Below are 13,794 nucleotides of genomic sequence, written 5' to 3' on the forward strand. Positions count from 1 at the left end.
AGGGGCGTTGACGGCGTTCTCCGACACTTCGTCGAGTGACGTCGGGAATGTGCGATCGTCCATCCCTCACGCTCCGCGAGGGCGACATTGACCGAGCTCCAACAAGACAGGGTTTGGGAAAACATCTGCGGCCGGGACGATCCGCTCCTGCGGCCGCCCTGCCTGATTCACCCCATCGACGCAGCGGCGTCCGAGAGTCCGGTCATCCGATCAGGCGCTGGAAGGAGCCGTCATGGCCTCAGCAATGGATGCGGCGGAGAACAAGGTGCGGGCTCACCCGCCGCCACGCGATGGATCTTCCCGGGACTCCTCGGCGCGACGCCGGAAGCCGCCGCGGCGCGCTCCGACGGCCACCGTCACTGATCCTCGGCGCGGACGACCGTCACGATCCTCGCGAGGCCGTCCGCGCCGTGCTCGCCCTCCGTCCGACGGCCCCGGCGTGTGCCGGGGCTCGTCCCGGACTCCCGCACACGCGGTGGCCGGCTTTCGGCCTTCCCGGGAACCCCTTCCGCCGCTCGCGACCGGCGACCGCTTTCCCCGTCGGTGTACCGTCCCGCGTCGCCCCCTGACGCCGTGCCACCAGGGTCCGGCTGCTCCCGTACGTCCATGTGGCCCCGCGACGGCGCGGACACGGCACCTGCCCGTCCGGCGGCGTGCGCCGGATCCGGCACCCGAGGTGCGGGTCCATCACCCGGCTGGAGCAGAGCGCGGGTGGCAGCGACCGCGCCCGCGGCGGCAGTGGCGCCCCCGGAGAGACGTGGGCTGAGCCGATCGGTGTAGCTGACGTGTGCGGGGGCCTGCCGTCGCCGTGGGACGGGCACAGATGGATCCGGAGGTGCTTGCGCATGCCCAGCGGTGACGTGCTCATCCTCATCGATGAGGCGGGCAGGGTGGTGGAGTGGGGGCGTGCGGCCGAGGAGCTGTTCGGGTGGTCGGCCGAGGAGGCCGTCGGCCGGCTCGTGTCGACACTCGTCCGCGAGGACGCCGACGACGCTCGACGGCGGAAAGGGATCCCCGATGCGACCGCGGTCCTGGTCAGGCCCGTACTGCGCGACACACGGGTGATGTGGGAGGTACGGACGTCGTCCGAGCCCACACCGGAGCAGGACGCGGCGATCCTCAAGACGTTGTTCACCCACTCCCCGGCGGAACTGCATGTCCTCGACGACCGGCTTCGTGTCATCCGCACGAGCACCCCCGGACTCTGCGACACGTCCACCGGACGCCTGCTCGGCACACATTTCACCCGGGTGTACGACCTCGAGGACCCCGAGCAGGAGACGGCCGTGGCGCAAGGCGTCCTCGACAGCGGAGCGGCCGTCGTCAACCGGCTGGTGCGAAGCGCAAGGACCCCGGGTGGGACCAAGCGCCGGGTCCACTCCGTCTCCTACGTCCGTCTGGAGGACTCCCGGGGCGAGGTGCTCGGGCTGGTGGCCTCCACTGTCGACGTCACCGACCGGGAGAACGCACGGGACCGGCTGGACCTCCTGAACTCCGTCCGCGCGCGGGTACGGCACGGCCCGAACGTGGGGGCCGTGTGCCAGGAGCTCGTCGACGCGGTCGTTCCCGCCTTCGCGGGCATCGCCGTGGTCGAGGTCATCGACGACGTCGTCCGCGGCGAGGAGCCTCCGCTGATCCCGGTCCGCGAGGACGTCCTGCTGCGTCGAGCGGCCTTCCAGGGCATCAACCCGGCCCACCCGATGGCTGATGTACGCCCTCCGCCGGCCGGCACGCCGTTCATGAACGTGCTGTCCGATCTCCGGCCCCGCCTCGTCCCGATCGGGGAGGACAACCCCTGGCCCGCCGCGGATCCGGCCCGGGCCGAGGCCATCAGGAGATCCGGCGCCCACTCGCTCATCGTGGCGCCTCTCGCGCTGCGCGACCGGGCGCTGGGCATGGTCGCCTTCTATCGCGTCCACGAGCAGGACCCCTTCGAGGAGGATGACCTCAAGGTGGCCTCCTCCGTGTGCGCGCATGCCGCCCTCTGTATCGAGGACGCCCGTCGCTACATGCGTGAGTGGATCACCGCGGCCACCCTCCAGCGCAGGCTCCTGCCGCAACAGCCCGCCGCACAGAGCACCGTTGAGACCTGCCATCTGTACATCGCCGACCCGGAGGGCGGCGGCGCGTTCTGCGACACGATCGCGCTGCCCGGCGCACGGACCGCGCTGATCGTCGGCGACGTCGCCTGGCACGGCATCGCCGCGGCCCTCACGATGGGCTTCCTCCGCACCGCCCTGCACACCCTGGTCGCGCAGGACCTGCACCCCGACGAACTGCTCGCACGCTTGAACGACACCGCGGACCGCATCGCCGCGGCATGCGCCGGGCTGCCCTCCGACGATCCGCTGCACACCGAACAGCTCACTGCGGGCTGCATCGTCGCCGTCTACGACCCGGTCGACCTCAGCTGTACGATCGCCCGGGCCGGCCTCCCCGAGCCGGTCGCCGTGTTCCCCGACGGCTCCACCCTCGTCCTGCCCGTGCCTCCCGGTCCCCCACTCGCCGGAAAGGGCAACGCCCCCTTCCCCGCCGCCACCGTCGGCCTCCCCGAAGGAAGCACACTGGCCCTGGGGACGACCGGGCTCGCCCCGCATGTCCTGATGCGGTCCGCGTCGCCGCGCACCTTCACGGACGACGTGGGCGCCAGGCCTCTGTCCGATCTCCGCGACTCCGTCGCCCATGCGCTCACGGGCTCGCCCCGCACCGGCGACCAGCTGATGCTGTTCGCCCGGACAACGGCGCTGCCCGTCGATCGGGTACTCACCCGCGCACTGCCCGCGCATCCCGAAGCCGCATCCATCGCCCGCAAGGCGACCCGCGACCGGCTTCAGGCCTGGGACATGGACGAGGAGACCATCTTCACCGCCGAACTCATCGTCAGCGAACTCGTCAGCAACGCCATCCGCTACGGCGCCCCGCCCTTGCAACTGCGCCTCATTCGCGACCGCATGCTGACCTGCGAAGTCACCGACTCCGCCAGCAGCGCCCCTCATGTCAAACATGCGCGAACCGTCGACGAAGGCGGCCGGGGCCTGTTCATCGTCTCCCACCTCACCGACCAGTGGGGCACGCGGTATCACGACCGGGGAAAGACCATCTGGGCCGAGCAGCCGACCCGGCACCGGACACCCTCGTCATGATCCCGGTGCCCTGCATCCACCGCGCGCCCGGCCCGGATGCCGCAGCGGCGTCACCCGTCGGCATCGCGTTCTGCGTGATAGACACCTAGAAGGCACCCGCGGGAAGCGGACCGTGCGGTCGATCTCCACAGAACCACGAGCCTGTGGCCTCATCTGAAGGCCACGCGCCGCAAGGCCACACATCTCGTCGGCGGAAGGTGGACGGGCGTGCAGCACTACGATCTGGTGATCCTGGGGGCGGGCAGCGGCAACATGCTGCTCTCCGACGAACTCGCCCATCTGCGCACCGCCGTCGTGGAGCCGAACCGCTTCGGCGGCACATGCCTGAACCGAGGGTGCATTCCCAGCAAGATGTACGTCCTCGTCGCCGACGCCGTCGAAGACGCCCGGACCGCGGCCCGGCTCGGCGTCCACGCCACGGTCGAACGCGTCGACTGGAGGGCCGTGCGCGACCGGATCTTCCGCCGCATCGATCCGCTGCACGACGGCGCGCTGGACTACCGCAGGAAGAACGGCGTCGACGTGTACACCACGGAGGCACGATTCGTCGGGCCGAAGGTGCTTCAGGTGGGAAACGAGCGCATCACGGCCGACACGTTCGTCATCGCCGTCGGATCACGGCCCGTGGTGCCGGACATCCCGGGACTGGACTCCGTTCCCTTCCACACCTCGGACACCATCATGCGGATCGACGAGGTGCCCGCCTCCATGGCCGTCATCGGCGGCGGTTTCATCGCGGCCGAGTTCGGCCATGTATTCGACGCGTTCGGTACGGACATCACCGTCGTGACGCGAGGGCCGCGCCTGCTGACCGGAGAGGACGAACAGATCTCGGCCCGGTTCACCGAACTCGCCTCGCGCCGGCATCGTGTGCTGCTCGATGCCGGCATCACCTCCGTCGAGCCGCGTTCCGGAGGCGTCGCGCTCACTGTGACCTGCCCGGACGGGGAGCAGACGGTCGAGGCCGAGATGCTCCTGGTGGCGGCCGGCCGCCGGCCCAACACGGATCGGCTGGACGCGGTCGCCGGCGGACTGGAACTCGACGAACACGGCCACATCGTGACCGACTCGGCCTACCGCACGTCGGTACCGGGCATCTGGGCCCTGGGGGACGTGGCCAACCACTTTCAGCTCAAGCACATGGCGAACGCCGAATCGCGGATCGTACGCCACAACATGCTGCATCCCGAGGACCTGCGCACGCTGCCCAACGCCCTGGCGCCGCACGCGGTCTTCACCAGCCCGCAGATCGCCGGTGTCGGACTGACCGAGCAGGAGGCGCGCGCCCGCAAGCTCGACTGTCTGGCGAGTGTCCGCGACTACGCCGACACCGCATACGGATGGGCGCTCGAGGACACCACCAGTTTCGTGAAGGTCCTGGCGAGTCCTCACGACCGCAGGCTCCTCGGGGCACACATCATCGGGCCGCAGGCGGCGACGCTCATCCAGCCGTTGCTCCAGGCCATGACGCTGGGACTCACGGTGGACCAGATCGGCCGGGACGTCCTGTACATCCATCCCGCACTCACCGAAGTCGTGGAACAGGCCCTTCTGGCCGTGTAGTTGCGACGAGAGGGCCCCGCGGTTCGGGCGACGCGGGGGTGGCCTGGCCCGACGCGGGCTGCATGCCCCTGCGGCCCCCGAGGCCGCCTTGGTGACCGGTGCTCTCGGGCCGGTCCGTTCGCGCGCCGGGCTCCGGCTCGATCCACCGCGGCTTCGACACCGTGTGCACACCCTCACAAGTACAGCATTCACTTTACTTCGACGCGACGCTGGACTACGGTCCGGAGAAAGCGATCGCTTTACTTGAGCGGGGCCGCTCTCCGGGTGCGTGGTGAGACCACCGACCGAGCCGACATCCACTCGCCGACGCGCATCGCACGAATCATGATCAGACAGCGCGGAAGGCCCGACGATGCGAGCGATCCAGTACGACCGGTTCGGTGACTACGATGTGCTGCGCCCGGTGGACATCCCCAAGCCCGTTCCCCGGAACGGGCAGGCTCTGGTGCGGCTGACGACGGCCGGTACCCACCCGCTGGACAACACCGTGCGCCTGGGGATGCTGCCCGCCGGCGCGGTCAAGCCCTTTCCGGTCACACCGGGCGGTATCGGCGTGGGGACGGTCGAGGAACCCGGAGCCTCCGGACCGCCGGAGGGCAGCCGAGTGCTGATCAGCGGCGGCCGCTACGGCATCGACGCCGACGGCACCTGGGCCGAGTACATCGTGACCGACCCGTCCCATCTGCTGATCCTTCCGGACGGGATCGACGACACCACCGCGGCGGCGCTCACCGCGGGCGCCGGCTACCTCACCGCGCGTCTCGCCCTCACGGAGCTGGTCGGCTTCCAGCCGGGCGGGACCGTACTCGCCCCGGGAAGCGGTGGCGCTGTGGGCCAGGGCGGTGTGGAGATCGCCAGGCATCTCGGTGCGTCCCTGGCCATCACCACCGCCACCACCTCGGCCAAGGCGGAGCGGGGCCGGGCCGCGGGATACGAGGTCATCGACCTCACCAGCGAATCGCTCCGCGACGGTGTGGCACGGCTCACCGACGGCAGGGGCGTCGACGTGGTCCTGGACGGCGTGGCCGGGCCGATCACAGGTCAGGCGCTCGGGGCCCTTGCCCGGGGCGGGACGCTGGTCAGCATCGGCTACTCGGCCGGAACACTGGCCGACATCAACGTCACCGACCTCATCTGGAAGGCAGCCCGGATACACGGCTTCCAGTTCGCGCTGTTCACCCAGGAGCAGATCAACAGCACCAACGCCGAACTGCTCGACCTGGTGGCCCGCAAGGCGATCAATCCCCTTGTCGACCGTGTCTTCCCCCTCGAACAGGCCGCCGACGCCCAGCGCCACCTCATCGAAGGCGGACCCTTCGGGCGCGTGCTGCTCAGCGTGTGACGAAGGTGAGCGCGGCCATCGGTACGCAACGCTGCTGGGCGTGGTCCGGCGACGACATCACGTGCCGGGTCGTGCGGCGATCAGGTGCGCGCAGATGGTGCGGTGCTCCGGGTACCGGTCGGCGATCTCGGTGAGCACGGCCTTCATCTCCACGGCCGTCGGCAGAGGAAACACACCCTGGTGGAGGGCCAGATGGAGGCGGACGGTGTCCTGCGCCCGCCGCAACCAGTCGTCGAGAGTGTGCTGCATCGACGCCCCGTTGTCCGTGTCGGACCACTGGGCGACGTTCAGGAACATGGTCGCCTGCCTCACCGTGGCACGCCCCGCGTCCACGGCCTGGGCGACGATCTCGGCTATGTCGTCCGCGCCGTAGGCGACGATCAGGTCCTCCACGGCGTCGAAGAGTTCGTCCGGCAGTTCGGCGGATGCGTCCTCCGGAAGCCGGACGGCACACAACCTGTCCAGCGCCGCCTCCCATGTCCGCACGGTCAACACCCCCTGTTGTCACTCCTGGAGAGAGACCGTAGGAGATCCGTGCCGCCCTTCACATCTGCCTTCTCCGCCGGGAAGACCATCCGGTCCCCTGCACCCCGCGCCGCCCGGCGCGGCCGAGTCGGGATCTCGGTTGCGGACGGCGGTGGTGCCCCCCGCTCGGGGCGCGGGACGACGAACGGCTCCGCGAACCTCCCACTCAGGTGTCGGGACGATGCGGGTCATGGTGGCGTGGGGGTGTCGGCAGCAGACGATACGGCGCTCAACTTTCGCCAGTACTCACCTGTTTGACGAGTCAAAAGATCAATAACCTGGCATGTGACGGCAGGCATCTACCTGAGGAGTTCCGTGTCCGCTGCGCAGCAGCTTCCCGACATCCTTTCGCCCGAGTTCGCCGCGGATCCCTACCCCGCCTATGCGGTGATGCGGGAGGAAAAGCCCCTGATCTGGCACGACGCCACCAAGAGCTACATAATCTCCCGTTACGAAGACGTGGAGCGTGTCTTCAAGGACAAACAGACCCAGTTCACCACGGACAACTACGACTGGCAGCTCGAACCGGTACACGGCAAGACGATCCTGCAGCTCAGCGGCCGTGAACACGCGGTGCGCCGGGCCCTGGTCGCCCCCGCGTTCCGGGGCAGCGACCTGCAGGAGAAGTTCCTGCCGGTCATCGAGCGCAACTCGCGCGAACTCATCGACGCCTTCCGGCACTCCGGGTCCGCCGACATCGTCGGCGACTACGCAACCCGTTTCCCGGTCAACGTCATCGCGGACATGCTGGGCCTGGACAAGGCCGACCACGCCCGGTTCCACGGCTGGTACACGGCTGTCATCGCCTTCCTCGGCAATCTCTCCGGCGATCCCGAGGTGACCGCCGCCGGGGAACGCACCCGGGTGGAATTCGCCGAGTACATGATTCCGATCATCCGCGAGCGACGCGACAACCTGGGTGACGACCTGCTGTCCACGCTGTGTGCAGCCGAGGTCGACGGCGTCCGCATGAGCGACGAGGACATCAAGGCCTTCTGCAGCCTGCTGCTGGCCGCCGGCGGGGAGACCACCGACAAGGCGATCGCCAGCATCCTGGCGAACCTGCTCGTCAACCCCGACCAGTTGGCTGCCGTCCGCGCGGACCGCAGCCTGATCCCCGCCGCCTTCGCGGAGACCCTCCGCTACACCCCGCCGGTCCACATGATCATGCGGCAGTCGGCGACCGAGGTCGAGCTCACCGGTGGCACCGTCCCTGCCGGCGCCACCGTCACCTGCCTCATCGGCGCCGCCAACCGGGACGAGCAGCGCTACCGTGAACCTGACCGGTTCGACATCTTCCGCGACGACCTCACCACGACCTCGGCGTTCTCCGCCGCCGCCGACCACCTCGCCTTTGCGCTCGGCCGGCACTTCTGCGTGGGCGCGCTGCTGGCCAAGGCCGAGGTCGAGGTCGGTGTGAACCAACTGCTGGACGCCATGCCCGACCTCCGTCTCGCCGACGGATTCGACCCGGTCGAGCAGGGCGTCTTCACCCGCGGCCCGAAGGCCCTGCCGGTGAACTTCACACCGCCCTCCGCGTGATGCCGCTGTACCGCTGAATCGCCTCCTCCGCGCGCCGGGGATCCCGCCCGGCACGCGGAGGGCATGGCTAGCGCACCTGCGGGGTGAACTGCACCGGAAGCGACGTCAGACCCCGCATCCAGATGGACGGGCGCCACGTCAGCTCCTCGGGCTCCACGGCCAGTACGAGATCGGGAAGGTGTTCCAGGAGGGTCTCCACCGCCGTCCGTGCCATCACGTCCGCCAGGAGCGGTGCCGGATACGGGCAGCGGTGCTCGCCGTTGCTGAAGGACAGATGAGCGGAGTTCTCGGCGCCGACGTGGGATTCCGGCCAGATGTGCGGGTCCGTGTTGGCGGCCGCGAGACCGAGGACGAGGCAGTCGCCCTCGCGGATGAGACGTCCGCCGAGCTGTGTGTCACGTACGGCCCAGCGGCCGATGAAGTTCTGCGTCGGTGTGTCCAGCCACAGCACTTCGTTGAGGGCGTCGCCGACACTGACACGGCCGCCCGATACGTTGACCGCGAAGCGTTCGTCGGTCAGCAGCAGACGCAGGGTGTTGCAGATCCAGTTGGCGGTCGGCTGCTGGGCCGCGGCGATGACGGAGATCAGGTCCTGCACGATCTCCTCGTCGCTGAGCCCGGCGGGATCCAGCAGCATGCGCGATGTGACGTCGGGACCGGGCCGCTCCCGCTTCTCCTTCACCAGTTGCATGATGCGCTCACCGACGCGCATGTACGCCGCCACCGGGTCGTCTCCCTCGCCGGCGTCGAGGGAGATCCGCAGATCCTCGACGAGACGCTCGGTGTCCGCGCTGCCCTGCGGCATGCCGCACATCCACAGCACGCCACGGGCGGGCAGGGCGTGCGCGTACGTGCTCATCAGCTCCGCCTGGCCGCTGCCGGAGAACGAGGAGATCAGCTGATCGGCGATCAACTGGCACTCGCGGGCCAACTCGAACTGGTCCACGCCCTCCAGCGCCTGGGTGATCACACCGGCCCTGCGCTGATGCTCCGCCCCCTCGGTGAACAGCACGGACGGCTGGTAGCCGACATACGGCAGGAGGGGCCAGTCATCCGGGATGTGGGGCCACTGGTTCCACCGCCGGGAGTCCCGTGCGAACAACTCGTCGTGCACGGTCACATAGCAGACCTCGGGGTAACCGAGCACCAGCCAGGCGGGGATGTCGCCGTCGAGCAGCACCGGCGCCACCGCCCCGTGCTTCTGACGCATGGTGCGGTAGAGCTGCGCCGGCGTCTGCTGGTACTCCAGTCCGGCCAGTTGTACGGCGGACGAGTGCGCGGGGCACCCCGGAGGAGGATTGTTCGTGGACGGGGAGTCGGCGGTGTCGCTCACGGTGTCCTCTCCTGGGCCAGCGCCAATGTGTACAGGTGGTCCACGAGGGCGATGAGGACCTCCTTGACCGACGCCCTGACCCGCGCATCGCAGTCGATCATGGGCACGTGCTCCCCCAGGGCAAGTGCCTGACGGATCTCGTCGAGCGTGAAGCGGCTCTCGTCGCCGTCGAAGCGGTTGACCGCCACCACGAAGGGTGTCTTGTGGTGTTCGAGCCGGTCGATCGCGTACCAGGAGTCCGCCATGCGGCGGGTGTCCACGAGGACGACCGCGCCGAGCGTGCCGGAGAACAGACGGTCCCACAGGAACCAGAAGCGCTCCTGACCGGGTGCGCCGAACAGGTAGAGCACCATCTGCTCGTTCAGGCTGATGCGCCCGAAGTCGAAGGCGACGGTCGTGGTGGTCTTGCGTTCCACACCGGCCGTCTCGTCGATGCCTTCACCCGCCTGCGTCATCACCTCTTCGGTGTTCAGCGGCCGGATCTCGCTGACCGAGCGGACCAAGGTGGTCTTGCCGACGCCGAAGCCGCCCACGACGATGATCTTCAGACCGGTCTCGGCGGCATCGGCCAGCGGCGTGCGCTGCAAGGGCAGCTCAGAGGTGGCGGAGTCCATCAAGCACTTCCTGGAGCAGGGTTGTTTCGGGGAGGCCCGCGACGGACTCGGCGGCGCGGGGGTGCCGGGCGCTGACCTTGCCCATGTCGTGCAGGTCGCCCAGCAGGATGCGTACCACGGTGATGGGGAGCTTCAACTCGGCCGCGATCTCGACCAGTGCCGTCGGGTGCCGGCACAGTTCGAGGATCCGAACGTGCTCCGACTGCATCCCTGTGGCAGGTTCGCACTCACTGACGATCAGCGTGACCAGGTCGAAGGTGTCGTCGGCCTCGCTGCGGCCGTCCGTGACCATGTACAGCCGGTCCGGATCGCCGACGTCCACGGGTTTGCGGATCACGTTAGGCGCCCCGACCGACGGAAGCGCGCGGCTCGGCCCTCAGATAGTCCCCGATCTGGTCCACCAGCTCCGTCATATGGTGACCCACCACGCCGGGGTCGGCGCTCTCCTGCGCGACGACCGCGAGGTGCGCGCCCTCGCCCGCCTCCACGATGCACAGCAGGCCGCCGTGGAACTCGGTCATGGAGTGCCGGACACCGCCGGATCCGTCACCGAACTCGGCGGAGGCACCCTGGGAGAGGGCCTGGATACCGGAGCAGATGGCCGCCAACTGGTCGGCCTGGTCTTCGGTCAAGTGCTCCGTCCAGCACAGCTTCAGACCGTCCCGCGACAGGACGAGAGCGTGGCGCGTGCCCGGCGTACGCTCCAGCAGGTTTCCCAGAAGCCAGGTGAGGCTGTTGTCAGTGGTCTCCATCGTGGGCGGGGCGGGTTCTGACCGGTCGAAGGTCACCCGACCCGTTCCTCCAATCCAACGTGGTGCGGCGAATCGATGCGGGGGGTGGGCTGCGGCGCCCTGGCTGTGCGGAGGGTCTGGCCCTCAGTCGTCGGTGGAGGCGTGGCCCGTGTCCTCACCGCCCTGGGAGCCGCCGGCGCTCCGCCGGCCGCGGTGGAAGGCCCCGAAGCGGCTGCCGGCGTCACGTGCGGGGCCGGGTTCACCCCGCTCGGCGGGCGTCTGTGGGGCCTGCTTCTGCCGCTCCCGCTCCGCCTCCGCCATGGTCCGACCCGGGGTTCGCACGGGCAGACCGCCGGTTGCGGCCCCGGCAGGCCTGCTGGGGATGTCCGCGCGGGGCGCGGGCCCCCCTTCGGCCACGACCGACTGCGGGCGTACCACTGGGGGCTCCGCTGCGGGAGCGGGCACGCTCGGCGCGGAGGTGCCACGCCGGGGAGGCTCGGCGGCGATCGGCTCGCGCTGCTGGGCGACCATCTGAGGCGGCAGAAGTACGACCACGCCGGTGCCGCCGCGCGAGGACGGGCGGTAGTTGACGCTGATGCCGTACTTGACCGCGAGCCGTCCCACCACGCCGAGTCCGAGCCGGGTTCCCTGCAGTGAGGCGAGGTCGGTGACCTTGCCCGACACGGACTCCTCCGCCCGGCGCATGGCGGCGTCGGACATCTTCAGACCGCTGTCCTCGATGGTGACGACGATGCCGGCGCTGCGCTCCTCCACGTAGACGTGGACCTCGTCGATGGGCGGAGAGAAGTTGGCGGCGTTGTCCATGAGTTCAGCCAGCAGATGCATCACGCCCTCGGCCGCGAACCCATTGATCGAGGCCTTGCTGGAGGAGTGCAGGCGCACCCGCCGGTAGGCGGCGATACGGCCGACGGCGCCACGCAGGATGCTCTCCACGACGATCGGCTTGTTCCATACGCGGCTGGAGCGGCCACCCATCAGCAGGGCCAACCGGTCCGTCATGAGGCCCAGCTGCGAGGTGCTGTGGTCCAGACGCAGCAGGTCGCCGAAGACCTCCTCACCGTGGCGATCCTGCATCTCGCGCAGATCGGCGAGCATGCTGACGGTCTTGGCCTGAACCCGGCTGAGAGCCTTGGCCGAAGCGGCCTGCGCGGCGGCGGAACGCCGTTCGCTGTAGGCGAGTTCACGCACGACCCACTCGGCCAGTTCCCGCAGCCGGGTGCTCTGCGGCCAGTCGACCTTGGCGAGCGCGGTGTCGGCGGAGCTTCCTTCCCGCAGCAGCTCCACCGCGGCGGGCAGCGTCTCCTCGGCCAGGCGCTTGAGCTCGGCCTTGCCACGGTCCAGTTCGGCGCGCAGCTGCTGCCGGTCGGACTCCGACGCGGCGGCACGCCGCACCGATTCGGCGAGCACGGTGGCGAAGACCTGGGACAGCTGCCGCAGATGCGGATCCGAAGGCACGGGGAACCGCGACAGGGCCTCTTCCGCCTCAGCGCCGTTCTTCACCTGCTCGGCGACCCCCGGCATGGTCGTGTTGACCAGGTGCGACCTCTCGGAGACCTGCTGCCGCCAGGCGGTCTCGCTCATCTCGAGCTCGCTGCCCTGCGCCGCGGTCCGCCGATGGGCGCGGCGCACCAGGTACGAGGCGGTGCCGACGACAACGGCGACGCAGCACCAGGCGACAACCGCCGTACCCAGGACCCATGCGCGGGAGTCGTCGGGGGCGAAGACCGTCGCGGCTGCGGCGCCCACGGCGGTGACGAGCAGGATCACCGGAAACACGACCGGGGACGATCGCCCTCCTTCGGCGCTTCGGCGCTGGCGGGGGCGAGTTGGCACTGACATTCCGCGGTCCCTCGGTCCGTGAGAGCAGGGGTGGGTGGACGGCTGAGCAACGCCGAAGGCCCGGAAGGCGGCCGACCGAGGACGGTGCTATTCCGGATCAGGGTTTTGCCGCACATGCTAGTCAACGGGCCGAGAACACCGGTACCGGAGGACGAGTTCGGCCTCCGTACGAATTCACTTCGACGGGAAATGAGCACCGCGAGGCTGGTGCGTGGTACCGGATCAGTCGTCGATCATGACCGATCTTGCGCCTGCCGATAGCGGCGTTCCGGGTGCTATGTCTGCCCATCGCCGCATTCACCGGGCCGAACTCCCGCTGGGTGATGTGGGTTTTCGGCCAACTATTGAGAATGGGGCGGGATGCAGGCCGACGGCAGCTCACCCCAGGCCCGACGCGGCGACCGTCGCGGCCCTCGGCACCGCGGGGCCGAATCCAAGTGGAGCAGGACAAAGGGGCGTTGTGCATTTCGCCGGTCCGTGTCCGAGTTGTTGAACCGTCAGGCGATATGGCCGCGTTGGGCTCCGCCTGCTCCGGATAGTGACATACTTCTGGAAATCCACGCTCCTTTCGGACAATAGAGGAGCGTAGATCATTCAAGTTCCAAGGTGTCCTCTACCGCGATACACGCGGTGTCACACATCGATCGGTGACGCGGGATCGAGGAGGCCTCCGGCCCGAAGTCCTCCGGTGCGAGACGGCCGTTGCCGCGTTCGGCATTCCCCTGTCGGTCGTTCCGCCCCGGGATCCGGCGGGTCGGCGGTACGCTGACCGTCCCTGTCGGAGCCTTTACGACCCGGAGGTCTGCATGGCGGAAGAGCCCCTCAAGGCCCACTTCGTCGCAGAACCCGTCCTGCTTCCCGACGGACGGAAGGTCCGTGTGAGCGCCTACCCCGACGGCAGCATCCGGTTCCGGGTGGACGGGCTGCCGTACGTCCTGACCGAGGCGTACCTCAGCGGGAACCCCGACAAGGACGAGGCGATCGTGAAGCTCTCGCCCGGCAGACAGGGCAGCAACGCGGCGCACAACTACACGGAACTGCTGGAGAAGAAGAACCGCAGCTAGACGTCCGCCGGCAGGGGGCCGCGCCTCCCGTACGGCGCACGCCCCGCCGAGGGCCGCCCGCGCACGGGAGGTACGCG

General features: G+C 69.3%; 11 protein-coding genes. 5 read left to right on the top strand and 6 right to left on the bottom strand.

Annotated elements, in window-relative coordinates:
• Positions 1-845: 845 nt before the first annotated feature.
• From ACSHXN_RS04175 to ACSHXN_RS04185, 3 genes are all read left to right on the top strand, one after another.
• The gene (locus tag ACSHXN_RS04175) at positions 846-3,143 is read left to right on the top strand and encodes a SpoIIE family protein phosphatase (protein ID WP_438302667.1); all 2,298 of its coding nucleotides are present in this window, start codon (positions 846-848) and stop codon (positions 3,141-3,143) included.
• Between the two features lie 207 nt (positions 3,144-3,350).
• The gene (locus ACSHXN_RS04180) at positions 3,351-4,706 is read left to right on the top strand and encodes a mycothione reductase (protein ID WP_356114285.1); all 1,356 of its coding nucleotides are present in this window, start codon (positions 3,351-3,353) and stop codon (positions 4,704-4,706) included.
• 352 nt (positions 4,707-5,058) lie between these two features.
• Positions 5,059-6,048 (top strand): quinone oxidoreductase family protein, encoded by a 990-nt coding sequence (locus tag ACSHXN_RS04185; RefSeq protein ID WP_438302668.1) that lies wholly within the window; start codon positions 5,059-5,061, stop codon positions 6,046-6,048.
• A gap of 57 nt (positions 6,049-6,105) precedes the next feature.
• Here the strand turns inward: ACSHXN_RS04185 and ACSHXN_RS04190 are convergent, their stop codons facing one another.
• Positions 6,106-6,534 (bottom strand): hypothetical protein, encoded by a 429-nt coding sequence (locus tag ACSHXN_RS04190; protein ID WP_355134782.1) that lies wholly within the window; start codon positions 6,532-6,534, stop codon positions 6,106-6,108.
• A gap of 354 nt (positions 6,535-6,888) precedes the next feature.
• Between ACSHXN_RS04190 and ACSHXN_RS04195 the strand changes: the two genes are divergently transcribed.
• Positions 6,889-8,115, top strand: a complete 1,227-nt coding sequence (locus ACSHXN_RS04195) for a cytochrome P450 (protein WP_355134780.1) — start codon at positions 6,889-6,891, stop codon at positions 8,113-8,115.
• Between the two features lie 67 nt (positions 8,116-8,182).
• Here the strand turns inward: ACSHXN_RS04195 and ACSHXN_RS04200 are convergent, their stop codons facing one another.
• From ACSHXN_RS04200 to ACSHXN_RS04220, 5 genes are all read right to left on the bottom strand, one after another.
• The gene (locus ACSHXN_RS04200) at positions 8,183-9,448 is read right to left on the bottom strand and encodes a cytochrome P450 (protein ID WP_438302669.1); all 1,266 of its coding nucleotides are present in this window, start codon (positions 9,446-9,448) and stop codon (positions 8,183-8,185) included.
• Positions 9,445-10,062, bottom strand: a complete 618-nt coding sequence (locus ACSHXN_RS04205; protein WP_355134776.1) for a GTP-binding protein — start codon at positions 10,060-10,062, stop codon at positions 9,445-9,447. The genes ACSHXN_RS04200 and ACSHXN_RS04205 overlap by 4 nt, the downstream gene beginning before the upstream one ends.
• Positions 10,043-10,399 carry a DUF742 domain-containing protein gene (locus ACSHXN_RS04210; protein WP_355134774.1) on the bottom strand — a complete coding sequence of 119 codons (357 nt, stop codon included), beginning with the start codon at positions 10,397-10,399 and terminating at the stop codon, positions 10,043-10,045. The genes ACSHXN_RS04205 and ACSHXN_RS04210 overlap by 20 nt, the downstream gene beginning before the upstream one ends.
• Position 10,400: 1 nt before the next feature.
• Positions 10,401-10,814, bottom strand: a complete 414-nt coding sequence (locus ACSHXN_RS04215; protein WP_355134888.1) for a roadblock/LC7 domain-containing protein — start codon at positions 10,812-10,814, stop codon at positions 10,401-10,403.
• A gap of 123 nt (positions 10,815-10,937) precedes the next feature.
• Positions 10,938-12,653 (bottom strand): ATP-binding protein, encoded by a 1,716-nt coding sequence (locus tag ACSHXN_RS04220; RefSeq protein ID WP_355134772.1) that lies wholly within the window; start codon positions 12,651-12,653, stop codon positions 10,938-10,940.
• 806 nt (positions 12,654-13,459) lie between these two features.
• Between ACSHXN_RS04220 and ACSHXN_RS04225 the strand changes: the two genes are divergently transcribed.
• Entirely contained in the window at positions 13,460-13,717 is a 258-nt protein-coding gene (locus tag ACSHXN_RS04225; RefSeq protein WP_355134770.1) for a hypothetical protein, read from the top strand.
• Positions 13,718-13,794 lie beyond the last annotated feature (77 nt).

It is taken from the genome of Streptomyces sp. HUAS TT11 (genome assembly GCF_051553595.1).
GTDB lineage: Bacteria > Actinomycetota > Actinomycetes > Streptomycetales > Streptomycetaceae > Streptomyces.